Origin of the sequence: Amaricoccus sp. B4, from assembly GCF_043226085.1 — a bacterium.
GTDB lineage: Bacteria > Pseudomonadota > Alphaproteobacteria > Rhodobacterales > Rhodobacteraceae > Amaricoccus.
In genome coordinates this window covers 584,987-608,127 of sequence record NZ_CP171225.1, presented here as the reverse complement: position 1 = coordinate 608,127, position 23,141 = coordinate 584,987, and the positions used below count along the sequence as shown (strand labels likewise).

The following is a 23,141-nucleotide window of genomic DNA, read 5'->3' as shown; positions in this document are numbered from 1 at the left end:
GCTCCCAAGTTTCTTGCCACAGGAATGAACCTGGTTGGGCGTGGAATCAATATCGAATTTTCGTTGCTTGATAGATCACGTCTATCAATCGTCTGCCATGCGCCGTGCCATCTGCAGAAGGGTCCGAAGGACTGGCGAGCGTGGTTCGCGCTCCGGAGCAATGAAGCCGACCGCCTGAAGAGCGTCCGGCTCTCCGATCGGAATGGCCGCAAGCGGTGCGTCGGCAAGGAAGATATCCGCTGCCTTGAGCGGAAGGATCGTAGCCCAGTCGCCTTGCAGAACGTGGCTCACCAGGACGATGACGGAGTTGGTCTCGACCGCTGGCACCACCGGGTTGCCGTTCTCGTGCAGATGGCGGGCAATGATGCGCCGGTTTTGCATATCCGGCGTCAGAAGGCAGAGTGGCAGACTCCCAAGCTCGCTCCAAGCAACGCTCTGCCGATCTGCAAGTGGTTCACCTTTGCGAACTACCAGCACATAGCGCTCGGAATAAAGGGGAACCGTCACAACGCGGCCGAGCGGCTCGTTGTCGAGGTAGGTGATGCCTGCATCGATCCGGAGATTGTCGAGTAATTCAAGGATCTCGCCGGAATTCCGCGACAAGATTGTGAAACGCACGTTGGGGTGCGCCCGGGCAAAGCTCGCTGTTAGTCGGGACACTGTAGTGAGAGCGGTAGGAATAACGGCAAGCCTCAGGTTTCCTGAAAGCCCGAGCCGCGTTGCGCGGATCTCCTCGCGCATGGTGCGCGTATCGCCGACGATCCGCCGTGCCCAATCAAGTACGCGTTTGCCTTCTGGCGTAAGACCGCGATAGCGCGAGCCGCGCATGACGAGTGTGACCCCGAGATGCTCCTCGAGTTGCTTTATGGCGGAGGAAAGCGTCGGTTGTGTCACACCGCAAGCTTCGGCCGCCTTGCCAAAATGCTCCTCCGTCGCGAGCGCGATGAACATCTCGAGCTTGTCAATCATGCTGCCGGATTGCCTTTCTCTGCCACACTGAGATGCAAGTGCCCAAAATCTCTTCGCCGCATCAGCTTAGACTGCGCCGGGAAGTTCGATCGTCGACAGGAAATGCTGTGCATGCTCGAAGAAGACAGCTGGGGCGAAGCCAAGATTGCCGCTTGCCGCCACCATCAGCGCGAAGCGATTGAGCGGCAGCCCGGGATCTTCGAGCCTGCGGAACCGAAGCGCCCCCGAGGCGATTTCCGCCTCGGCGCCGATTGGCGTCATGACCGAAACGTAGTGACCACTCCGGGCAAGTTCCACAAGCATCCGGATCGAGTCTGCCTCCACCAGTGGAGGCAGAGCCGGAACGGTCTGCAGAAGGAATGGCTCGATCACTTCACGGATCGAGATTTCCGGCTTCGCGACTGCCATGGGATAGCCGATGCAGTCTGCTATGGTGAGATTGGGGATCGAGGCAAGTGGGTGGTCAGGCGACATGATCGCGCCAATTCGAACGTCCCGCCGCAGCGCAACCTCGATCTTCGGTGGCGTGCGTGAAATGAATCCAAATCCGATGTCGACACGCCTGGCCGCAAGCCGAGCCGTTACCTCGGAGGCTGGCGTGACCGCCACGTCGAGGTGAATTCGCGGGTGGCGCTTCCCGAACTCCGCAATGAGCCGCGGCAGGAACGAGAGGCCGACGCTCTCGATCGTCGCAATCCGCACCCGGCCCGTGCGCAGCCCGCGGAGCATGTCGAGTTCCGAGATCGCGGTCTCGATCGGGATCGCGAGACGCCGCGTGTGACGGTAGAGGATCTCGCCCGCAGGGGCGAGTTTCAGCCGCCGGGCCTCACGCTCGAACAGCGGCAGACCCAGCGCGTCCTCGAGATGCGCGATTTGCCGCGATACGGCGGAGGAGGCAACATTCAGCCGCCGGGCGGCCTCGCGGATCGAGAGATGTTCGGCAACGGCATTGAAATAGATCAAGGACGGCTGGTGAAACACGCGCGCGAGCAGCGCGGGCGAGAGCGCGGACTTCCGCGGCCGCGCATCTTCGTCTGAGCCGGAAGCGGGGGCGTCCGGGGCCGCGTCCTGCCCTGCCATCGTGCAACCTCGTGCTTTGGGGTGTTGCCGTTCCGGCAGCATAGCGCTCTCCCATTGAATGTTTCAACTTTTCATCATCGGCCTAGACTGGGCGGAAGAATGTTTCCGGGAGGATGGTTGTGGATGCCGGCTGAATTGCCGGGGGTATGAGGAATGCTGTGCATGAGGATTGGGTGTGAGGGAGGTCGCTGGGCACTCCGGCGCCGCCGGGAGGTCAGACCATGGATCTGACCTCGATCGAGGCGGTCGAACGGCCCGAAGGAGATGCGGCTATCGCCGCACGGATGGGTTGCTTCGGTGACGGGGATGCGTGGCTTGCCGGCGGAACCTGGCTCTTTTCCGAACCACAACCACAGCTCCGACGGCTGATTGACCTGGCTGCTGCGGGCTGGCCGCCGATTTCGGCGGACGCAGAGGGGCTATCCATAGCCGCGACCTGTACCATTGCAGAGCTCGATCGGTTCGAGGCGCCCGGCACATGGCAGGCCTCGCATCTCATCGGGAAATGTTGCCGCGCTTTTCTTGCCTCGTTTAAGATCTGGAATGTGGCGACGGTCGGGGGCAATCTTTGCATGTCGCTTCCGGCGGGTCCGATGATCTCGCTCACAACGGCGCTTGATGGTTTGTGCGAAATCCTCGGCCCGAGTGGTTCTTCACGAAAAGTGCCGGCGCTCGATTTCGTGCATGGTCCGCTTGAAAATGCGCTTGAGCCGGGTGAGATCCTGCGCGGTGTCTACATACCCGCCGCGTCGCTCATGCGGCCCGCAGCATTCCGCCGCATCTCACTTTCGCCCATGGGACGCACTGGTGCATTGGTGATCGGCACGCGGGCGCCGGACGGCGGGTTCGATCTTACTGTGACCGGGGCCACCCGCCGCCCGGTCCGTGTCGCTTTCTCCTATGCGCCGGGGCTGACGGCGCTGCGGGCAATGATCGACGTCGCGATTCCGCCGGACCTCTGGCACGATGACATACATGGTCGCCCCGAGTGGCGGCGACACATGGTGATGCAGTTTGCAGCCGAGATCGTGGCAGAGCTTTCGGAGGGCGCCGCATGACCTTTACCGTCAATGGCCGGAAATTCGAGGCAGATCCTCGCCCCGGCCAATGCCTCCGTAACTTTCTGCGCGATCTCGGCTGTTTCGGGGTAAAAAAGGGATGCGACGCGGGAGATTGCGGTGCCTGCACGGTCCATGTGGACGGCGCACCGGTGCACAGTTGCCTGATGCCTGCGGCGCGGGTGCATGGCCGGGCGATCACCACTGTCGAAGGGCTCGCTGACCCGGACGGCGCACTTCATCCGATGCAGCAGAGCTTTCTTGACAATCAGGGCTTCCAGTGCGGCTTCTGCACCGCAGGCATGCTGATGACGGCGACAGCCCTTGATCAGAGCCACCGCGCCGCGCTTGACTGGGCGATGAAGGGCAACCTCTGCCGTTGCACGGGCTATGGCTCCATAAGGAGTGCAATCGAAGGCAAGAATCCTGTTTCGGCAGCGAACGGGCAGGGCGCGTGCGGCCGCAACGCACCGGCTCCGGCCGGACCCGACATCGTCACCGGCCGTGCCCGCTATACGATGGATACGGCGGTAGATGGGCTTCTTCACATGAAGATCCTCCAGAGCCCGCATGCCTCTGCACGCATCCTGGCGATCGATACACGCGAGGCTCTGGCTTTTCCGGGTGTCGTTGCCGTGCTCACCCATGCCGACGCACCTGCGCGCCACTTCTCCACGGCGCGCCACGAGAACCCGTTGGAAGATGTCGACGACACGCTGGTGCTCGACCCCATCATCCGATTTGCGGGACAGCGCGTCGCTGCGGTCGTGGCCGAGACCGAGGCGGCGGCGGATGCGGCGCGCTCGCTCATTGCTGTTGATTACGAGCTCAAGCCCGCGATTTTCGATCCTGAGGAAGCGATGGCGCCGGGCGCACCAGTCATTCATGACAAGCCCGCTGTCTCCCGTATCGCCAACGCCGGGCGCAACATTGTTGCCGAGCTTCATAGCGAGGTCGGTGATGTCGAAGCGGGTCTGGCTGAGGCCGATGTGGTCCACGAGGGGGGCTTTGAGACCCAGCGCGTCCAGCATGCACATCTCGAGACCCACGGCTGCATCGGATGGATTGATGATGACAGCCGCCTGGTAATCCGCACGTCGTCCCAGACGCCGTTCCTGACCCGGGATGCCCTTGCGGCACTCTACGACCGGCCGCGCGAAAGCGTCCGGGTCTTCTGCGAGAGGATCGGTGGCGGGTTCGGTGGCAAGCAGGAAATGCTCACCGAGGATATCGTTGCGCTCGCGGTCCTCCGTACGGGCCGCCCGGTGAAGCTCGAGCTTTCACGCGCCGAACAGTTCACACTCACTACCACCCGCCATCCGATGCGCGTGAGCATGAAGGTCGGGGCGAAACGCGATGGCACCCTGACTGCTATCTCTATGCGGATGCTCAGCAACACCGGTGCCTACGGCAATCACGGCCCCGGCGTTCTCTTTCACGGCGCAGGCGAAGCCGTAGCGCTCTACCGCTGTCCTAACAAGAAGATCGACGGCTACGCGGTGTACACCAACGTTATACCGGCTGGTGCCTTTCGCGGCTACGGTCTGAGTCAGACGAACTTCGCCATCGAGAGCGCCATGGACGAGGTGGCGCGTTCGCTCGGCATGGATCCGTTTGCCTTCCGCCGGAAGAACGTCGTCGTCCCTGGCGACGCGATGATCGCCGTCGATCACGGACCCCACGACGTCGAATTCGGCAGCTATGGTCTCGACCAGTGCCTCGACATGGTAGAGCGTTCGCTCGCTGACTGCGCACGGTACCCGGATCTTTCCGAGGATTGGCTCGTTGGGCGCGGCATGGCCGCCGGCATGATCGACACCATCCCGCCCGGCGGTCACCATGCCGAAAGCCGCATCGCGCTTGTCGAAGGTGGCGGTTATGAACTCGCATTCGGAACGGCTGAGTTCGGCAATGGAACCACGACGGTACATGCCCAGATCGCCGCCGAGATCCTCGGCTCCGATCCCGGACGGATCCGCATTCTGCAATCCGACACTGATATCACAAGCCACGATACCGGCGCCTACGGAAGCAGCGGCACGGTGGTCGCCGGTGCCGCGACCCAGGCCGCGGCAGAGGCACTCGCTGGCGAGATCCGGACAGCCGCCGCCCATCGGCTCGGCGCCGCCCCTGAGGAGTGCGTCATTGGCCCCGACGCCGTCACCGCGCCAAATGGCCGCATTCTGCTGTCCGATCTGACGGCGGGGGGCGGGAGACTCGAAGCGATCGGCCAGACCCATGGCTCGCCGCGCTCGGTTGCGTTCAATGTTCAGGGTTTCGAGGTTGCCGTCCATCGCCGCTATGGCGTGATCCGAATCCTGCGCAGCATTCATGCCGCCGATGCCGGCGCCGTCATAAACCCCCGCCAGTGCCGTGGTCAGATCGAGGGGGGGGTGGCGCAGGCGCTTGGTGCAGCCCTCTGGGAACAGGTTCTGATCGACGGTGCGGGGCGTGTCGCCAACGGCACCTTCCGCGGCTACCACATGCCCGCAATGTGCGATCTGCCCGAAACAGAAGTCCATTTTGCCGATACATATGACAGTATCGGTCCGATGGGCGCGAAGTCGATGAGCGAGAGTCCCTACAACCCTGTTGCCGCCGCCCTCGCCAACGCGATCCGCGACGCGACGGGACTTAGGCTCCGCACAACCCCCTTTCTGGCCGACGCAATCTTCGAAGAGCTCGTCACAGCCAGCAGTAGCCAAATGTCACGCCCCGAGGAGACCGAGAGTGAGCCAGCCGAGCTATAGCTACAGCCTGTTTTCCAGGAACGACTACAGCGCCTTCTGGGCGCTCTTCACCGACAATCTCATCAACCTGCTGGTGCTTTCAGGGGTCTGCCAGTTCGTCTTCGGCATGCCGGCCGAAATCGTCTTCGGCCGTATTCTGCCGGGCGCCGCGATTGCCATCGTTTCGGGCATCATCGTTTACACGCTGCTCGCTAAGAGAGCGGCGGCAAAGGCCGGCCGGGATGTCACCGCTCTTCCCTATGGGATCTCGACCCCGGTGATGTTCGTCTACCTCTTCGGTGTGATCGGCCCGATCTACTGGGCGACCAATGACCCGTTGCTCGCCTGGCAGGTCGGGATCGGCGCCGGATTCATCGGCGGCATTGTTGCTGCGATGGGTGCGATCGTCGGCCCGGCGCTCAAGAAGGTCACGCCGCGCGCCGGCATGCTCGGCACGCTCTGTGGAATCGCGCTCGTTTTCATCGGCACCGTACCGCTCGCGGAAGTATTCGAGAACCCACTGATCGGCTTTGCCTCGCTTGCGATCATCCTCTGGGGGCTCGTCGGGCAGTTTCGTCTGCCGTTCAACGTTCCTGCGGGTCTGCTTGCGCTCATCGTCGGCGTGGTGATTGCGCTCATTCTGGGGGAATCCAGGATCAGCTTCGAGGGGCTCGGCTTCTACCCGCCAATCCCCTATTTCGGTGACCTGATCGCGGGCATCCAGCATCTCTGGGCGCATCCGGAGCTCTTCCTCGTGCTGATACCGGTGCAGATCTACAATTTCATCGAGACGATGAACAACGTCGAAAGTGCCGAGGCCGCGGGCGACCACTACCCGGTAGCGGTGTGTCAGGTGACCGATGGTGCGGGCACGATGATTGGCGCGCTTTTCGGTTCGCCTTTCCCGACCACCGCTTACATCGGCCACCCGGCCTACAAGCGCATGGGGGCGCATGCAGGGTACATCATCGGGGTTGGCGTCGTGATCCCGCTCGCGGCCTGCTTCGGCCTGCTGGCTTTCCTTGGCAATCTCATGCCGGTGGCGGCAGCGGCGCCTGTGCTCGTCTTCGTCGCGCTGAGCCTCATCGCGAACACTGCTCATTCCGTCCGGCCCGAGCACATGGCCGCGGTCGCTTTTGCCATGCTGCCTCATGTTTCGGACTTTCTGATCGTCAAATGGGGCTCGCTCATGGGTGCGCTGAGTGCGACCGGGGTCGAGGGCCTGCCACAACTCGGTGATCCTGCCCTGACAGCAGCGCTGCTCCAGCAGGGCGCACACTATGCCGGTCACCTTGCTCTCTCGCAGGGCGCGATCATCACCGGGCTCGTCTGGGGTGCGATCGTGGCGGCGCTGATCGATGGCGACTTCAAGACTGCGGGCGGCTTCACGCTGGCCGGTGCCGCCATGTCGTCGATCGGGATTATCCACGGGGCGAGTCTGCATATGCCCGCGCTTGGCGGCATCACCGGTGGCTATCTGATCGCCGGGGCCTTCTTCCTCATCTATCCGATGGTCCTCGGCGAGCGTGCGGGCGAGAAGGGCCATGCCGTGGTCGATGAGGTCTTCCCAGAAAAGCCGAAGACAACGCCCGCGGAGTAGGGCCGGACCGCATTCCGGGAATTGGAGTGAGTTAGTTCTTCCGCCTCCGGGATCTCTCGATCCGGAGGCGGAGGCTTTCCCTTCGTTGATAAGCACGCTACCCCGAGACGACCGTCTGCACCCTCCGGAGCGATACATGCCCCAACACGTGACGGCCCTGCGCGGCCGCGCCTTCACTTTTCACAATGATCCTTTCCTAAACGACCCGGAAGCCTGCGTGACCTGGCTCGACGATGCGCTTGTAGTCATCGAGGAGGGCCGCATCACGGCTTTCGGGCCGCACTCTGAAATTGCACCGTCGCTTCCCGCCGGCGCCGTGATGGTCAACTACGGTCAGGGCATCATTGCGCCGGGCCTGATCGATACGCATGTGCACTTTCCGCAGCTCCAGATGATCGGGGCCTACGGTGCCCAGCTTCTCGAGTGGCTTGAGACTTACACCTTTGTTGCAGAGCAGCAGTTTGCCGATAAGGCACACGCGGAGAAGGTCGCGGCCCTTTTCCTGCGCGAACTGCTGCGTGCGGGCACGACGACGGCCATGGTCTACTGCACTGTCCATCCTCAGTCGGTCGAGGCTTTTTTTGCCGAGTCCGCACGTTTCAACACCCGCATGATCGCAGGTAAGGTGTTGATGGACCGCAACGCGCCGCCGGCGCTGCTCGATACGGCACAGCACGGCTACGACGAGTCGAAAGCGCTGATCGCGCGGTGGCATGGGGTTGGGCGTCAACACTATTGCGTCACCCCCCGGTTTGCACCGACGAGCACCGAGGCGCAGCTCGACGCCGCGGGCGCGCTTCTCGCCGAACACGACGCGCTCTTTCTGCAGACGCATATCTGTGAAAATCCGAGCGAAGTCGAATGGGTGCGCGAGCTCTTTCCGGAGCGTTCGAGCTATCTCGATGTCTACGCCCATGCCGGACTTGTGCGCGAACGCGCGATGTTCGGGCACGCAATCCATTTTCACGAACACGATTTCTGCACTTGCCACCAGACCGGCGCAGCGATTGCCCATTGCCCGACCTCGAATCTCTTCCTTGGCTCCGGGCTGTTCCGGCTCTATGACGCGCTCGATCCGAAACGACCCGTTCGGGTTGGGCTCGGTACCGATGTGGGAGCAGGCACCTCGCTCTCGCAGCTTCAGACGCTCAACGAGGCCTATAAGGTTGCCGCCCTTTCGGGCCGGAAGCTTGATGCGCTCCGTGCCTTTTATCTGGCAACGCTCGGCAGCGCGCGCGCCCTCTGCCTCGACGATCGCATCGGAAGGCTTGCGGCCGGCCTTGACGCGGATGTGATCGTGCTCGACCCCTCGGCCACCCCGCTGCTCGATTTCCGCAGCGGCTATTGCAACAGTTTCGAGGAGCTTCTCTTCGTGCTGATGACACTTGGCGACGACCGTGCGATCCGGGCGACCTGGATCGCGGGCGAGCCCGTGTATGATCGTGATCGCATCGCCGAGCCCTTCCGCTATCCTGACGCTGCCTGACATCAGGCCGCCTTCTTGGTGGAATTCCCGGAACTTGCGCCTTCGGGATGCCGCGGCCGTTGTGTCTGGGCTAACGACTGGTGGAATCATTTCCTAACAGTCGGTTAACTGCAGTTTGTGGGCTTATCCACGTCAAGCACAATATCTTGTGGATAAAGCGCAGCTTGGGCTTCCCGACTCGGGCGGGATCTGCTCCCTTAGTGTGACACCGCAGCGCGGATACAAAATCTGGTGCCCGCCCCAAAATGGGCCAGGGCCGAGACCCAGGAGCAGAACATGAAGATCGAGCGTCGTTTCACAACCGAAGAGTCTGGGGCTTACGGGCGGATCCCCTTCAAGTCCACATCTTCCGAGATTCGCAATCCGGATGGTTCGGTCGTGTTCGCGCTTGATGGGCTCGAGGTTCCCGAGAGCTGGAGTCAGGTTGCTGCCGATGTCCTGGCGCAGAAGTACTTCCGCAAGGCCGGCGTCCCGGCCGCACTGAAGAAGGTGCGAGAGAAGGGCGTTCCAGAATTCCTTTGGCGCTCGGTCGCCGATGACGAGGCACTCGGCAAGCTTCCCGAGGCGGTTCGGTTCGGCGGTGAAACCGATGCGCGCCAGGTCTTCGACCGGCTGGCTGGGGCCTGGACCTACTGGGGCTGGAAAGGTGGCTACTTTACCGCCGAGGCCGACGCGCGTGCCTATCTCGATGAGATGCGTTACATGCTCGCGACCCAGATGGGCGCGCCGAACAGCCCGCAGTGGTTCAACACCGGATTGCATTGGGCATACGGCATCGATGGGCCGGGGCAGGGCCACTATTATGTCGATTTCGAGAGCAAGAAGCTCGTGAAGTCGACCTCTGCCTACGAGCATCCGCAGCCGCATGCCTGCTTCATCCAGTCCGTAGAGGACGATCTGGTGAACGATGGCGGCATCATGGATCTCTGGACCCGCGAAGCCCGTCTCTTCAAATACGGCTCCGGCACCGGCACGAACTTCTCGTCGCTGCGGGCCGAAAGCGAGCGGCTCGGCGGCGGCGGCAAGTCCTCCGGTCTCATGTCTTTCCTCAAGATAGGTGACCGCGCCGCAGGTGCGATCAAGTCGGGCGGCACCACACGCCGCGCGGCAAAGATGGTGATCTGCGAGATGGACCACCCGGACATCGAGGATTTCATCACCTGGAAGGTCGTCGAGGAACAGAAGGTTGCGGCGCTCGTTGCTGGCTCGAAAATCCACCGCGAGCGGCTGGCCAGCGTCCTCGAGGCAATCCGCTCCTGGGACGGTGCCGAGCAGGATGCGTTCGACCCCAAGGTGAATGCCGGGCTCAAGTCCGCGATCCGTGCGGCCAAGAAGGTCCACGTGCCAGAAGCCTACATCAAGCGCGTGCTTCAGCAGGCCGAGCAGGGCGGGGAAGACCTCGAGTTCCGCACCTATGACACCGACTGGGACTCGGAAGCCTATCTCACCGTCTCGGGTCAGAACTCCAACAATTCGGTGCGCGTGACCGACGCCTTCCTGAAGGCTGTCCGCGAGGATGCCGACTGGCAGCTCACCCGCCGCACCGACGGCACCGTCGCGAGGACAGTTAAAGCGCGAGAGCTCTGGGAAAAGGTCGGCACTGCGGCTTGGGCCTGCGCCGATCCGGGCGTCCAGTTCCATGACACCATCAACGCTTGGCATACCTGCCCGGAGGATGGCCCGATCCGGGCCTCCAACCCGTGCTCGGAATACATGTTCCTCGATGACACGGCCTGCAATCTCGCGTCCATGAACCTGCTGACCTTCCTCAAGGACGGCGCGTTCGATGCGAAGGCCTACATGCATGCAACCCGGCTCTGGACTGTCACGCTCGAGATCTCGGTGCTGATGGCGCAGTTCCCGAGCCCGCGAATCGCGGAACTCTCCTACAAATTCCGCACGCTGGGTCTTGGCTACGCCAATATTGGCGGCCTGCTGATGACCATGGGCCTCGGATACGACAGTGCCGAGGGCCGGGCGCTCTGCGGCGCACTTACCGCGGTAATGACAGGGGAGGCGTATGCGACCTCGGCCGAAATGGCCCGCGAGCTCGGTGCCTTCCCAGGGTATGAGAAGAACGCCGAGCACATGCTCCGCGTCATTCGCAACCACCGCAATGCTGCCGAGGGGAATCTTACGGGCTACGAGGGGCTCTGGACGCCGCCAGTCGCGCTTGATCACGCCAATTGTCCCGACAGCGCGCTCCTCAACCTGGCCCATTCTGTCTGGGATCGCGCGCTCGAACTCGGCCAGAAGCACGGCTTCCGAAACGCCCAGACCACGGTAATCGCACCCACCGGCACCATCGGCCTCGTCATGGACTGCGACACCACCGGCATCGAGCCCGATTTCGCTCTGGTGAAGTTCAAGAAGCTCGCCGGCGGCGGTTACTTCAAGATCATTAACCGGGCCGTGCCGAATGCGCTCGCCGGCCTCGGATATGCGCCTGAGCAGATCGAGGAGATCATCGCCTACGCTGTCGGTCACGGCTCTTTCGTCAAGGCGCCCGAGATCAACCCGACCGCATTGGTTGGCCAGGGCTTCGGCAAGGAGGAGATCGCCAAGATCGAGGCTGCGCTGCCCACCGCCTTCGACATCCGCTTCGTCTTCAATCAGTGGACGCTGGGGGAGGAATTCTGCACCCGCGTTCTCGGTATCCCTGCCGCGAAGCTCACGGATCCGTCCTTCGACCTGCTACGCCATCTCGGCTTCAGCCGGGCTCAGGTCGAGGCAGCCAATAGTCATATTTGCGGCACGATGACGCTCGAGGGGGCCCCGCACCTGAAGCCCGAACACTATACGGTCTTCGATTGTGCCAACCCCTGCGGCAAGATCGGCAGGCGCTACCTGTCCGTCGAGAGCCACATCCGCATGATGGCCGCGGCACAAAGCTTCATCTCGGGGGCCATCTCCAAGACGATCAACATGCCCTATGACGCCACGATCGACGACTGCAAGGCAGCCTACGAGCTCTCCTGGTCGCTGGGTGTGAAGGCCAACGCGCTCTATCGCGACGGCTCGAAGCTCAGCCAGCCGCTGTCTTCGGCACTGGTCGAGGACGAAGCGGACGATCTGGAGGAAGCCCTGATCGACGCACCCCAAGCCGAGCGCGCGACCCTGCTGGCCGAGAAGATCGTCGAGAAGGTCATCGTCCGGGAGATCGAGCGTTCCAATCGGGTGAAGCTGCCCGAGCGGCGCAAGGGCTACACCCAGAAGGCGATGGTCGGTGGCCACAAGGTCTATCTCCGCACCGGCGAATACGAAGACGGCTCGCTAGGCGAAATTTTCATCGACATGCACAAGGAAGGCGCCGCCTTCCGGGCGATGATGAACAACTTCGCGATCGCTGTGTCGGTGGGGCTGCAGTATGGCGTGCCGCTCGAGGAGTTCGTCGACGCCTTCACCTTCACTCGCTTCGAACCCGCGGGCATGGTGCAGGGCAACGACTCGATCAAGAACGCAACCTCGATCCTCGACTACATCTTCCGCGAACTGGCAGTGTCCTACCTTGATCGCACGGACCTCGCGCATGTGAAGCCGACGGGTGAGAGCTTCGACTATGTCGGGCGACCGGAGGCCGAAAGCCTCGATGTCGAGGCGGCGGCCCAGGCCGAGGCAGCGCACAACTCGATCGAGATGATCAAGCACATCTCCTCGACCGGGTATCTGCGCAAGCGTCTGCCGCAGGAGCTTATGGTGCTTCAGGGGGGAGCCGGGGTCGGCGGCGCGCTTGGCGTGGTGAGCGGCCTCGCGGCCGTTGCCACCTCGCATCACGCGACAACAAGCGTCACCGCAATCGACGCCCGTTCCAAGGCCCGGATGCAGGGTTACGAGGGTGACCCCTGCGGCGAGTGCGGCAACTTCACGCTGGTCCGCAACGGAACCTGCATGAAGTGCAACACCTGCGGCTCGACGACGGGCTGCAGCTGAGGCTCAGGGATCAGGTGTGTCGGATCACCCAAAAGGAACCCTTTTTGGGCGATTTGACACCCTTTATCACCCCAATTATCGCCCATCGATGGCTAAGGTGTTGAAAACATTGAAACGCGGCTGAGGCCGCGCTTCGCAAGGCCAGAAAACAAGCCGCGAAAATCGAGCAGAATGGCGGCGGAAATGGAAAAGAACCGATGGCGACACAGTATCGAGCAAAGGCCAGCGACGTCAGAAAGACCGATGCCGGCCTTCATTTCAATCAGCGGCACCCACGCGTGGACTTCGACCAGCTTCTCGGGATGATCCAGCTGAACATGTTTGACTGCAAGCAAGACCCCGTCGAGCAGTAAGAACGGATATCGCAGTCCAAGACGGGGGAATTGACACTTCATGAGGCCCGCAAGGGCCTCTTTTTTCGTGGTGAACCATTTGGGCAATTTCTGATGCCCGGATCACGGCTTGCGAAATCGCCATCTGAAAGAGATACGCGAACTCAGACAGCGTCGAAGATCTGATACTTCAGTTCGTCGAGCAGACTGCAACGGACTTCGTCCTCGATGCGGCGGATCCTGTCGGCGCTTAGCCCGAGCTCTTGCCCAAGCGCTTTCCGCCCGTCCTTCGTTGCTTCACCGGAAAGCCAGGCGAGGGCCACCTTGAGTTTAGTGCCGAAATACATCTGGTGCAGGAGGCCGATTGCGAAGCATGTCAACCGGCGCGCGTCGATCCGGTCTTCGAGCCCTCCATGGAAGTCGGCGATCAGCAACTAGGGATTTCAGGCGCCTCACTGACTCTACGCGCGAAACCTTCGCAGCTGTGCTTCGCCAGGCCGGCGCAGCTGTTGTCTAACCTCCGTCTCCCGCGACGTCGCAGCATCGTGCAGAGACCCGCTGAGGGGGTGAGCCGGTCGCGGAGATCAGGTCCCAGTGTCTCTCGATCTCCCGCCCGAGCCGCTCCACCTGCTCTGTCCCGCAGTCCTGCGAGATGACCGAAAGCCGGAGGATGGTGCGCCCTTTCCAGAGCGCGGTTCTGACGAAGATGTCGCCTCTGGCATTCAGCCGCTCGGCAAGCCGCGAAATCCTCGGCTCTTCGTCTGCCGGGTCGCGAGCGGCTACGACGATCTGGTTGAGGCGAACTGGGTTCAACACCGTCAACCCGTCTATCCGGCGGATGCGCTCCGCCAGCAGCGCCGCAGCGTCACAGTGCCGGTCGACGAGCGCTGACACACCGTCGCGCCCGAGGCTGCGCAGAACGGCCCAGGCCGCAAACCCGTGAGCGCGGCGCGAGAGATCCGGCGTATAGTCGGACGGACACCTGCCATCGCCTTCTGCCGCATTCAAATATCCGGCGGTCTTCTGCATGGCACGTCGGTGGGCATCCCTGTCGTGAACAATGGCAAATCCCGAGCCATAAGGGATCTGCAACCACTTGTGCCCGTCCACCGACCAGCTGTCGGCGCTTTCGGCGCCGAAAGCCAGCGGCTTGCGGGTTGGCGATGCCCGCGCCCAGAGGCCGAAGGCACCGTCAATATGCAGCCATGCATCATGGCGGCGCGCGAGCCCCGCGATCTCCTGCAACGGTTCGAAGGCGCCGGAGTTGATATGGCCGGCCTGCGCGATGATGATCTTTGGTCCGTCGAAATGCGCCAGCGCCTCGGCCAGATCTTCCAGCCGCATCAGGCCGGCGCCATCCGACGGCATTCGGTGAAAATTCTCGTCTCCGAAGCCCAGATTGCGCAGGGCCGCGAAATTGGTCACATGCGCGTCTTCGCTTAGGAAGACGGCAACCAGCGGTGCGTCCTGGAGTCCGCGCCGATCGAAATCGTATCCGACGCGCCGGAGTACCTCGGCGCGTGCAGCGGCGAGGCAGACGAAGGCCGCCGTGGTCGCGCCGCCAACGAAGCCCACGGAGCTTTCCCGCGGCAAATCGAGCAGCTCGAGCAGCCAGGACTCCACGGCCTCTTCAGCAACGGCGGCCGCCGGCGAAGACTGGAAAATCGCAGCATTCTGACCCCAGGCAGAGGTCAGCCAGTCTGCCGCCACGCCAACGAGATTTGATCCGCCCATGACCCAGGCGAAGAAGTTCGGATCAGTATTGCCGACAAGTCCGGCCTCGGCGGCGCTGATCAACGCGTCGATCACTTCAGCGCCGGAACGGCCGTGATCACTGAGGGGCAGGCAGAACCGCTCCCTCAACGATGCAACCGCGGCGGTGGGGCCGATTGGCTGGCGACCGGCGCGATATGCCCTTGCATGGCGGGCGGCGCGGTCCAGATAATCCTCGATGGCGGGATTGGAGCCGTCATGCGCCATGTCATCCTCCGATCTTGCGGGGCTGCATCCAGCCAGGCAGATACGAATAGGGATCGGCGGTCTTGCCTGCATCGAAGCTCAGTCCTGCGGCCGCGAGCCTGTCGGTCATGGCACCGTTCATGAAGGCATCGAAAGTCTCGGTCGCGCCACCGACATGCTGGCCGCCGACGAAGATCTGCGGGATTGTCGGCGCACCGGCCTTCACGCCCAAGGCTGCCCGAAGATCACTGCCGAGATTGTCCTTCTGCAGCGCCGCCGCATCGAGCTCGACGGCATGACAGGGCACACCTGCCGCGGCAAAGAGCTTGCGCACCGACCAGCTGAATTCGCACCATTCGAGGACGAACATGACGACGGGGTGCGCCGCGACGATTTCGTCGATCATGCCTGCCGCCTCGGGGGTGCAGGTTGGCGCGGCCTGCGCCGCCGCCGGGGCGGGCGCGGCAGTATCGAACCGGCCACCCGGAGTGGAGCGGGAAATCTCCATCTCCTCGTCGTTCATGGCCTCCCCGATCCCCTCGAAGAGAGGGGTCGACATGTAGCGCTCGCCGGTATCGGGCAGCATGGCAAGGATCCGCGCGCCCCGTGGGGCGGTTTCGGCGAGCTTCAGCGCCGCGGCGCAGGTGGCGCCGCTGCTGATGCCGCAGAAGATGCCTTCGCGGGTCGCAAGATCGCGGGCGACGGCCAGCGCATCCTTGCCTGCAACCGGCTCGAACATGTCGATGGCGCCAGCAGCAACGGCATCTTCGGCGAGCTTCGCGACGAAGTCTGGCGACCAGCCCTGCATGGGGTGCGGACGGAACATCGGATGGCTGACGGCACGGCCATCGCTATCCCGCTCCTGGGCAATCCCGCTCTGCAGCATCGGCACATTGTCGGGCTCGGCGACGACAATCCGGGTTGCCGGGCTCTCGGCGCGCAACACCCGGGCGACACCCTTCAATGTACCACCTGTCCCAAAGCCAGTGACCCAGAAATCGGGACCCTTCCCGCCGAAGGCGTCGAGGATCTCCCGGGCTGTGGTGCGGGAATGCATGTCGGCATTGGCCTCGTTCTCGAATTGCCGTGCGAGGAACCAGCCGTGAGCGCGGGCAAGCTCCTCGGCCTTGGCGAGCATCCCCGTGCCCTTGAGAGCGGCTGGCGTCAGCACGACCTTCGCGCCCAGAAAGCGCATCAGCTTGCGGCGCTCTACACTGAAGTTTTCGGCCATCGTCACCACCAACGGGTAGCCCTTGGCGGCGCAAACCAGCGCGAGGCCGATGCCGGTATTGCCGGAGGTCGCCTCGACCACGGTCTGTCCCGGCTTCAGCGCGCCGCTGGCTTCAGCCGCCTCGATGGCGGCGAGAGCGAAGCGGTCCTTGATCGATCCGCCGGGATTCGCGGCCTCGATCTTGACGAAGACTTCTGCACGATCCTGCGCGATTCGGTTGAGCCGGACGATCGGCGTGTTCCCGATCGTCTCGAGGATCGAGCCATGGAGGTCCGTGCGGCGGGGCGGTAGGGTGTCGAGTTCTTTGAGCATCGGATCGGCTTCCGTTCGAGAGGGATGGGTCAGCTGGACGTCTGTTCACCGGTGCCTGGGCGGCGCGTGCGGACCTCGTGGCGGACGACCTGCGCGTCGCGCAGCGCAAGATACCAGGGGTCGGCCGATAGGGCGCGCTCGACCAGGTTAAGGACGGTGGCGAGGTCTGCATCGGTATCGATCGCGATCCGCAGCCGGGATTCGAGCGGAGCGGCTGTCCGCGAGCTCAGGCCCATGAGTGCGGCATCATCGAAGTCGCATTCGATGGTCACCTCAACCGAGCGGAAGAGGAGTCCCTCACGGACTGCCATCATCTTCACCCCCATGCTGACGCAGCCGACGACGGCAGCGCGGGCAAAGAACCCCGGGCTGGGGCCTGCTGCATCGCCGCCCATACCTCGGCCAAGATCGAGCGTTGCGCGATGCTTGCCCTGCAGCACCTCGCAGGCCAGCCCTTCCTCGATCCGCCCGGTCGTCACAATCGTGCTGCAGGCGGCATCGATGTCGGCCCGCATCCTATCGATCACGGCGGTCTGTGCCACGCGGATCGCCTCGTCTCTGGCGGGCAGAGGCTGGCTTGCGGCTGTCATGATATCCTGTTCCATCAAGGTCTCCCTTCAGGCGGCGGTACGGCCGCGGCTGGCATGAATGTGATCCGCAAGGGCGACGGCGTCGTCACCGACCCCGTCGAGAAGCGCGGAATTCCGGCGCCGTTGAAACGGCAACCCGAGAACATAGAGGCCCGGCGCCACCAGCCCCTCACGATGGAGAAGCTCGCCCTTACGCCCAAGCACCGGCAGCTGCATCCAGCGATAGTCGGGTCGGTAGCCGGTCGCCCAGACGATCGTCCTGATACGACCATCGGAGAGGCTCAGACTCAGGCGTGCATCTTTGGGGCAGGCGGTCGGCGCGAAGCGCTCGACCGGCGCAAGACCCTCAATCCCGGACGCATCCGCCCACTCGTCAAGCGTATCCAGCAGGCGGTTCATCTTCAGATCGGAGAGCGCACAGTGATTGGCGAGCCCACCCGAAAACAGTGCTGTTTCGTCGCGGATACCGGCGAGGCGTCCGACAATCTCGATGCCCGAGGCCATGAGCGCGTTCAGGTCGCAGAACCGGCGAGCATTGCTGCCCACCAGTTGCAGCGACGGCACCCGGCGGGCGCGGGCGGGGTCGTCCACCTCGTCGATCCGGGTTGCATGAAGTCCCGACCGATCCATCCACCATTGGATATCCCGGCCGCGATAGTGGCGGGGCATGCGGATATGCTCACCCGCCGACAGAAACACCTCGTGACCTGCCGCCCGGATCTCGGCGGCCAGCTGAACGCCGGTGGCCGAGGCCCCAATGACCAGAACGCCACCTGCGGCAAGCTGGCCCGGATTTCTATACGCCATCGCAGTGATCTGATTGACGCGTGAGGGCACCTGCGCGGCGAGTCCTGGGACGGCGGCAAGGTTGCAGGCGCCAGTCGCGAGCACGAGATGTTCGCAACGCCAGGCACCACGGTCGGTCGTGACGACGTATCCAGCACCTTCGGCCGTGACCGACTGCACGGTGGTATGTTCCTCGACCGGCGCGTCGAACGCCGCGGCATAGCCCTGCAGATAGCCCACGACCTCTGGCATCGACATGAACCCGTCCGGATCCGTGCCCTGATAGCGAAAGCCGGGAAGCCGGCTCTGCCAGTTCGGGGTGAGCATCCGCAGGCTGTCCCAGCGCTCGTGGCGCCAGGAGTTTGCCACCGCACCGCGTTCGAGCACGACATGCGGAATGGCGCGGTCCGACAGGCAGCAGCTCATCGCAAGCCCGGCCTGACCGGCGCCAATGACGAGGGTTTCGATCCGTTTCATGCGAACTGCCTCCTGCAGGACCGCCGCGCTCAGGCGACCGTCACGTTGACGTTCGTGGGATTGGTCAGAATGTCGAACACCGCCGAGCGCTTCTGAGACTGGGCGACGACTGCGCGGATCTCGTCAGGCGTCGCATCGGCATCAATGTCGAAGCTCACGCGGATCGCCGAGAAGCCGTTGCGGATATCGGCGTCCATGCCGAGGATGCCGCGCACGTCGATGTCACCTTCGACCGTGGCCCGCACCTTCCGCAGCTGGATACCCCGGTGCTGGGCAACGGCCGCCACGCCGCCCGTCAGGCAGCTGGCAAGTGCGGCGAGCACGATCTCCGGCGGGGTGGGTGCGCGGTCGGCCGCAGCGAAGACCTCGGGATGGTCGCTTTCGATGCGGAAGTTCTCCTTGCGCTCATGTTCCTGTCCAAGGCCGAAATAACCCTTTATCGTGTTCGCGTTGAAGGTGCCTTCCATCCAGTCGCAGGTGCTGCGGAAGGTGAAGGCAGCGGCCTCCGGCATCGCTTCGAAAGCGCCGCGGGCGCCGATCAGGGCTTCGGTGTTGACACCATTCTGGGCGGTCATGGTCGAGGTTTGCATGGTTGGTCCCTTCTGAGATTGAGTTGAGGAGTGGTTGTCTTCGGTCCCGTGTGGATCGGTGGGACTGTTTTACCGCCAAGTTTCGCTTGTGGTCTTGAGGGAGGGGTGGGAGATTCATGGGGAAACCTGAGTTCGCGCTGAGGAGACGGCTTGCGGTACGGCTTCGACGGCTTCATTCTCGATCTTGACCGCGGCGAGCTGCGGTGCGGCGTGGAAGTGCTGCAGCTCGAACCGATGACCTTCGCGGTGCTCAGCCATCTGGTTCAGAATGCCGACCGGCTGGTTTCGAAGGACGAGCTGATCGAAAAGGTCTGGGATGGGCGCTTCATCTCCGACGCGGCGGTCTCGACGGTCATCAAGTCGTTGCGCCGAGTGTTGGGAGATGACGGCAAGCAGCAGCGCTACGTCCGGACTGTCCATGGCCGCGGCTTTCGACTGGTGTCGGAGGTCAGGGTCTACGCGCCGGCTGAGGCGGCCGGGCCCCCTGCGGCCGACACGGTACCGGTTGATGACCCGCCACCCGCCGATCCCACACCATCGATCGCGGTGCTGCCGTTCACTCTGGTGGGCAGTCCGGACGCGTTTTCTGCTATTGCAGACGCCATCCCCGGTGAGCTCATCTCGACGCTGTCGCGTCTGCGCTGGATCAAGGTGATTGCGCGCGGCTCGAGTTTCCGCTTTCGCGCCCCGATCGAGAACTTCGAGACAATCCGCGCGGTGCTCGGCGTGAGCTATATTCTGTCGGGCGAGATCGAGATGCTGGGCCCCTCGCTTGGCATTACCGTTGAACTGGTCGATGCCCGCAGCGCACAGGTCATCTGGGGCGATCGGCTCTCAGGCAGGATCGACGATGTCCACGACATGCGCGAGGCGATCGTGGCTCTTGTCATCTCGGCGCTCGAACTTCACATTCCCCAGCACGAGGCGCAGCTTGCGCGGCTGCGGTCTCCCTCGGATCTCGACGCCTGGTCTTTTTACCACATCGGGCTGCAGCACGCCTATCGCTTCAATCAGGCTGACAACGCGCGCGCCAGCGATTGTTTCAAGCGTGCCACCGAACTCGATCCCTATTTTGCCCGGGCGCACGCGGCACGATCCTTTGCGAGTTTTCAGGCCGCATTCCTGCGCTACTCGGCGGATGACGCACGCGCAGTGGAAGACGCCCGGCGCCATGCCGAGCGAAGCCTGGAACTCGACCCGATGGATCCCTTCGCGAATTTCAACTTTGGCCGGGCGCACTGGCTCAGGGGCGATCCGGCCGCGGGCCAGGCCTGGCTGGAGCGATCGGTCAGCCTCAGTCCCAGTTTCGCACAAGGCTTCTACGCCCATGCGTGGGCGGATGTCATGGCGGGGGACGGCGCCGCCGCACTCGAAAATCTCGGAAAGTCGGTAAGGCTCAGCCCTCTCGACCCGTTTCTCTATGCAATGATGAGCGCCAGAGGCATGGCGCATTTTCATATGGGCGACATGGAGGCAGCCACGCTATGGGCCGAACGGGGCGCCAGCACACCTGGAGCGCATTACCTGATCAGCGCCTTCGCCGCCGCGATCAACGAGGCCGCAGGCAACCACGCTCAGGCCTTGTACTGGACCGAAAAGACCATGCACCGCCGGCAGGATGCATCGATCGAGGCCTTCTTCTCGGCTTTTCCGTTCAGGGATGAAGCAAGAAAGAAGATCCTGCGCGAAGCATTGGCCGCTTTGGGATTTCCCGAAAATGCCTCCTGATCCCCACGCTGTTTTCGCCTGATAGCTTGCTCCGGCCAAACGCGCGCAGCAGGCTGGTTCTGTCGCGACACAGCGCTCTCGGAAGGTCCCTGACCGTAGCTTGACGGCACGGCCGCCAAGGCATTTCTACTTTCGGCCAAGCGACAGTTTCGGCAGATTTCGCAAATATTCAGACATTTTCGCCTGCGTTTCACGACTCCGCTGACGCCTCGGGAGCAGACTGACAGGCATGGTGAAATGCGCCAGCTCCTTTGGAACAGCAAGATGAGGTGTCGTGATGATCGAGTTCATTCTTGTGGCCTGCATGGCCGGGGATCCATCGGTCTGCCGGACCGAAACGAGGCTCCTGACCGACATGACATTGATCCAGTGCATGACGAGCGCACAGTTTCTCGTCGCCGACTGGCAGGGCCAGCATGAAGGCTGGGAAGTCGGCCGGCACGGCTGCGGAATTCATGACCCGTCCCGGGTCTCGCTCTAGCCGCCCGCTCTGGTCCTTTGTCGGCGGGCGGCATGAATGGTCCTGTCCCGCCGGTCGGCGCCACTTTGCGGAAAACGTCATCTGGCGTTATGCTTGAAGTATGAAATACGCCTTCGGGAGTTTTGAACTCGATGTCCGGCGTCAGACGCTGAGCCGGGGCGGCATCGTCCTGCAAGTGCCGCATCGCGTCTTTTCCACGCTCTACCTTCTGGTCGCCCACCATGACCGCGACGTGACAAAGGATGAGCTCCTGCAGAAGGTCTGGCGTGGGCATTTCGTCGGCGATGACTCCCTTACCGCGGCAGTCCGGGAGGCGCGCCGCCTTGTTGGCGACGATGGCCGGTCCCAGCGCATGATCCGGACGCTGCATGGCGTCGGCTATCGCTGGGTCGGAGAGGCACGGCTGCTGGCAGGCGACAGCCGCGCCGCGCTGCCAGGCCTTGTCTTCGAGGATGAGGGTCAGGAGGGCTCGGGCCGGATCCGGCGCAACGGAAATCCCTCCATCGCCATACTGCCATTCGCGGTGCTGACCTCCGCGCAGGAGTGTGGACTGCTCGGCGATGCGGTGGCCGCCGAGTTGATCGGCGAGCTTGCGCGGCTCGCGTGGTTGAAGGTAATTGCGCGCGGATCATCCTTCCGCTTTCGCGAACCGAACCCGGATCCCGCCGCCGTCGCACGCCTGCTGGATGTTCGCTACATACTCTCCGGCACGATTGAATGCAGCGGTTCCCGTCTCGAGATCTCTGTCGAACTGGCCAGAACACTTGATGCGGTTGTGATCTGGAGTGAGCGTTTCTCCGGCCGGATCGACGATGTTCACGACATTCGAGCCCATATCCTCACCGCTACCATCGCGGCGCTGGAGTTGCGGATTCCGGCGGAGGAAGCGAGGGTGGCCCTGACAATGGCGCCGGAGAACCTCGATGCCTGGGCCGAGTTCCATATCGGCCTGAGGCACCTCTATCGCTACAATCGGCGCGATATGGATCTGGCGGAGGCACGGTTCAAAGCAGCGCTCTTGCGTGAACCCGGCTTCGCACGGGCCCATGCCGGCCTCTCCTTCATCGCTTTCCAGCGGGCATTCATGCACGTTACCGGCAATCGGGAGCACGCGATCGTTGAGGCTGCCGCACATGCCGAGCGCAGCCTCGAGCTTGATCCCCTCGATCCCTTCGGCAACTACTGCATGGGCCGCGCGAGCTGGATTTCCGGCGATCTGGAAAGTGCGAGCGTCTGGGCGCGCCGAAGCTTCGCGGCCTCACCGAGCTACGCACACGGACATTACCTCTACGCCATGATGGATCTCTACTCCGGCGGCACGGCAATGGCCCGGTGCGAAAGTGCGACCTCGCTTGGCATGAGCCCGATTGACCCGTTGTCCTACGGAATGCTGGCAACTCATGCCTCGGCACTGATCGGGGAGGGCGCATTCGAGGCGGCCGTGGCCTGGTCGGAGGAAGCGGCCCTGCGGCCGGAAGCACACTACCTCATCGACATGATCGCCGCCGCGGCCAACGAACTCGCTGGCAGGCCACGACGGGCCGAGTTCTGGACGCGCAGGATCCGGGGCCGCAGACCCGACGCCACGGGCACCGATTTCTTCGAATCCTTCCAGTATCGCGAATGCCCGGCGCAGAAAAACCTGTCTGGCGCCTTCTGCCGCCTTGGCCTGTCGGACGGCCGCACAGCTGGTAGCGCCCCCGCTCGGAACAGCGCGAGGGCCTCGGCCTGACGATCGCATCCGGTTTCTGTGGCAGGAAGTGTCGCGGCCAAGTCTCGCTGCTTCTTCACTGGTCAATAAAG

Annotated in this window: 17 protein-coding genes and 1 pseudogene; 8 read left to right on the top strand and 10 right to left on the bottom strand. The window is 63.3% G+C overall.

The features are described 5' to 3' along the window. Nucleotides 1–84: 84 nt before the first annotated feature. Both ACF66B_RS02910 and ACF66B_RS02905 read right to left on the bottom strand, forming a co-directional pair. Nucleotides 85–969 (bottom strand): LysR family transcriptional regulator, encoded by an 885-nt coding sequence (locus tag ACF66B_RS02910; protein WP_111428336.1) that lies wholly within the window; start codon nucleotides 967–969, stop codon nucleotides 85–87. 66 nt (nucleotides 970–1,035) lie between these two features. Then, a complete protein-coding gene (locus ACF66B_RS02905) occupies nucleotides 1,036–2,049 on the bottom strand; it encodes a LysR family transcriptional regulator (protein ID WP_162683136.1) in 1,014 nt (337 codons plus the stop codon). 221 nt (nucleotides 2,050–2,270) lie between these two features. On the opposite strand from ACF66B_RS02905, the gene ACF66B_RS02900 reads away from it, so the two are divergent. From ACF66B_RS02900 to ACF66B_RS02880, 5 genes are all read left to right on the top strand, one after another. Next, nucleotides 2,271–3,107, top strand: coding sequence for an FAD binding domain-containing protein (locus ACF66B_RS02900; RefSeq protein ID WP_111428338.1), 837 nt, complete (start codon nucleotides 2,271–2,273; stop codon nucleotides 3,105–3,107). Beyond that, entirely contained in the window at nucleotides 3,104–5,857 is a 2,754-nt protein-coding gene (locus ACF66B_RS02895; RefSeq protein ID WP_111428339.1) for a molybdopterin cofactor-binding domain-containing protein, read from the top strand. The genes ACF66B_RS02900 and ACF66B_RS02895 overlap by 4 nt, the downstream gene beginning before the upstream one ends. After that, the gene (locus ACF66B_RS02890) at nucleotides 5,838–7,436 is read left to right on the top strand and encodes a xanthine/uracil/vitamin C permease (protein WP_111428340.1); all 1,599 of its coding nucleotides are present in this window, start codon (nucleotides 5,838–5,840) and stop codon (nucleotides 7,434–7,436) included. Before ACF66B_RS02895 ends, ACF66B_RS02890 begins: the two co-directional genes overlap by 20 nt. A 136-nt stretch (nucleotides 7,437–7,572) precedes the next feature. Beyond that, the gene (gene guaD, locus ACF66B_RS02885; RefSeq protein ID WP_111428341.1) at nucleotides 7,573–8,922 is read left to right on the top strand and encodes a guanine deaminase; all 1,350 of its coding nucleotides are present in this window, start codon (nucleotides 7,573–7,575) and stop codon (nucleotides 8,920–8,922) included. 276 nt (nucleotides 8,923–9,198) lie between these two features. Beyond that, nucleotides 9,199–12,852 (top strand): vitamin B12-dependent ribonucleotide reductase, encoded by a 3,654-nt coding sequence (locus tag ACF66B_RS02880; protein ID WP_111428342.1) that lies wholly within the window; start codon nucleotides 9,199–9,201, stop codon nucleotides 12,850–12,852. A gap of 92 nt (nucleotides 12,853–12,944) precedes the next feature. Here ACF66B_RS02880 and ACF66B_RS02875 read toward each other — a convergent pair whose 3' ends face one another. From ACF66B_RS02875 to ACF66B_RS02840, 8 genes and pseudogenes are all read right to left on the bottom strand, one after another. Then, nucleotides 12,945–13,292, bottom strand: a complete 348-nt coding sequence (locus tag ACF66B_RS02875; RefSeq protein ID WP_162683137.1) for a hypothetical protein — start codon at nucleotides 13,290–13,292, stop codon at nucleotides 12,945–12,947. A gap of 56 nt (nucleotides 13,293–13,348) precedes the next feature. Continuing rightward, nucleotides 13,349–13,618: a hypothetical protein gene (locus ACF66B_RS02870; RefSeq protein WP_111428343.1), complete on the bottom strand. Its 270-nt coding sequence runs from the start codon at nucleotides 13,616–13,618 to the stop codon at nucleotides 13,349–13,351. Nucleotides 13,619–13,697: 79 nt separating this feature from the next. Continuing rightward, nucleotides 13,698–15,164 (bottom strand): aminotransferase class V-fold PLP-dependent enzyme, encoded by a 1,467-nt coding sequence (locus ACF66B_RS02865; RefSeq protein WP_162683138.1) that lies wholly within the window; start codon nucleotides 15,162–15,164, stop codon nucleotides 13,698–13,700. Between the two features lies 1 nt (nucleotide 15,165). Further along, a complete protein-coding gene (locus ACF66B_RS02860; protein ID WP_392664797.1) occupies nucleotides 15,166–15,513 on the bottom strand; it encodes a glutaredoxin domain-containing protein in 348 nt (115 codons plus the stop codon). A gap of 114 nt (nucleotides 15,514–15,627) precedes the next feature. Continuing rightward, nucleotides 15,628–16,686 (bottom strand): annotated as a pseudogene (locus tag ACF66B_RS02855) (PLP-dependent cysteine synthase family protein); the annotation flags it as partial. A 29-nt stretch (nucleotides 16,687–16,715) separates the two neighbouring features. Next, nucleotides 16,716–17,291, bottom strand: coding sequence for an OsmC family protein (locus ACF66B_RS02850; protein ID WP_111428346.1), 576 nt, complete (start codon nucleotides 17,289–17,291; stop codon nucleotides 16,716–16,718). 12 nt (nucleotides 17,292–17,303) lie between these two features. Continuing rightward, entirely contained in the window at nucleotides 17,304–18,539 is a 1,236-nt protein-coding gene (locus ACF66B_RS02845) for an NAD(P)-binding domain-containing protein (protein WP_111428347.1), read from the bottom strand. Between the two features lie 29 nt (nucleotides 18,540–18,568). Continuing rightward, nucleotides 18,569–19,129, bottom strand: coding sequence for an OsmC family protein (locus ACF66B_RS02840; protein ID WP_111428348.1), 561 nt, complete (start codon nucleotides 19,127–19,129; stop codon nucleotides 18,569–18,571). A 150-nt stretch (nucleotides 19,130–19,279) separates the two neighbouring features. On the opposite strand from ACF66B_RS02840, the gene ACF66B_RS02835 reads away from it, so the two are divergent. The 3 genes from ACF66B_RS02835 (at nucleotide 19,280) to ACF66B_RS02825 (ending at nucleotide 23,070) form a co-directional block, all read left to right on the top strand. After that, nucleotides 19,280–20,857, top strand: coding sequence for a winged helix-turn-helix domain-containing protein (locus tag ACF66B_RS02835; protein WP_111428349.1), 1,578 nt, complete (start codon nucleotides 19,280–19,282; stop codon nucleotides 20,855–20,857). 277 nt (nucleotides 20,858–21,134) lie between these two features. Then, nucleotides 21,135–21,338, top strand: a complete 204-nt coding sequence (locus ACF66B_RS02830) for a hypothetical protein (RefSeq protein ID WP_111428350.1) — start codon at nucleotides 21,135–21,137, stop codon at nucleotides 21,336–21,338. Nucleotides 21,339–21,438: 100 nt separating this feature from the next. Beyond that, nucleotides 21,439–23,070 (top strand): winged helix-turn-helix domain-containing protein, encoded by a 1,632-nt coding sequence (locus ACF66B_RS02825; protein ID WP_111428351.1) that lies wholly within the window; start codon nucleotides 21,439–21,441, stop codon nucleotides 23,068–23,070. The last annotated feature ends 71 nt before the right edge of the window (nucleotides 23,071–23,141 follow it).

Excerpts from the sequence above, each read along its gene's own strand:
- ACF66B_RS02910 (WP_111428336.1), bottom strand. The coding sequence starts at position 969 with ATGATTGACAAGCTCGAGATGTTCATCGCGCTCGCGACGGAGGAGCAT.
- ACF66B_RS02825 (WP_111428351.1), top strand. The coding sequence starts at position 21,439 with ATGAAATACGCCTTCGGGAGTTTTGAACTCGATGTCCGGCGTCAGACG.
- ACF66B_RS02895 (WP_111428339.1), top strand. The coding sequence starts at position 3,104 with ATGACCTTTACCGTCAATGGCCGGAAATTCGAGGCAGATCCTCGCCCC.
- ACF66B_RS02840 (WP_111428348.1), bottom strand. The coding sequence starts at position 19,129 with ATGCAAACCTCGACCATGACCGCCCAGAATGGTGTCAACACCGAAGCC.
- ACF66B_RS02880 (WP_111428342.1), top strand. The coding sequence starts at position 9,199 with ATGAAGATCGAGCGTCGTTTCACAACCGAAGAGTCTGGGGCTTACGGG.
- ACF66B_RS02865 (WP_162683138.1), bottom strand. The coding sequence starts at position 15,164 with ATGGCGCATGACGGCTCCAATCCCGCCATCGAGGATTATCTGGACCGC.
- ACF66B_RS02900 (WP_111428338.1), top strand. The coding sequence starts at position 2,271 with ATGGATCTGACCTCGATCGAGGCGGTCGAACGGCCCGAAGGAGATGCG.
- ACF66B_RS02850 (WP_111428346.1), bottom strand. The coding sequence starts at position 17,291 with ATGGAACAGGATATCATGACAGCCGCAAGCCAGCCTCTGCCCGCCAGA.
- ACF66B_RS02860 (WP_392664797.1), bottom strand. The coding sequence starts at position 15,513 with ATGTTCGTCCTCGAATGGTGCGAATTCAGCTGGTCGGTGCGCAAGCTC.
- guaD (WP_111428341.1), top strand. The coding sequence starts at position 7,573 with ATGCCCCAACACGTGACGGCCCTGCGCGGCCGCGCCTTCACTTTTCAC.
- ACF66B_RS02905 (WP_162683136.1), bottom strand. The coding sequence starts at position 2,049 with ATGGCAGGGCAGGACGCGGCCCCGGACGCCCCCGCTTCCGGCTCAGAC.
- ACF66B_RS02830 (WP_111428350.1), top strand. The coding sequence starts at position 21,135 with ATGATCGAGTTCATTCTTGTGGCCTGCATGGCCGGGGATCCATCGGTC.
- ACF66B_RS02845 (WP_111428347.1), bottom strand. The coding sequence starts at position 18,539 with ATGAAACGGATCGAAACCCTCGTCATTGGCGCCGGTCAGGCCGGGCTT.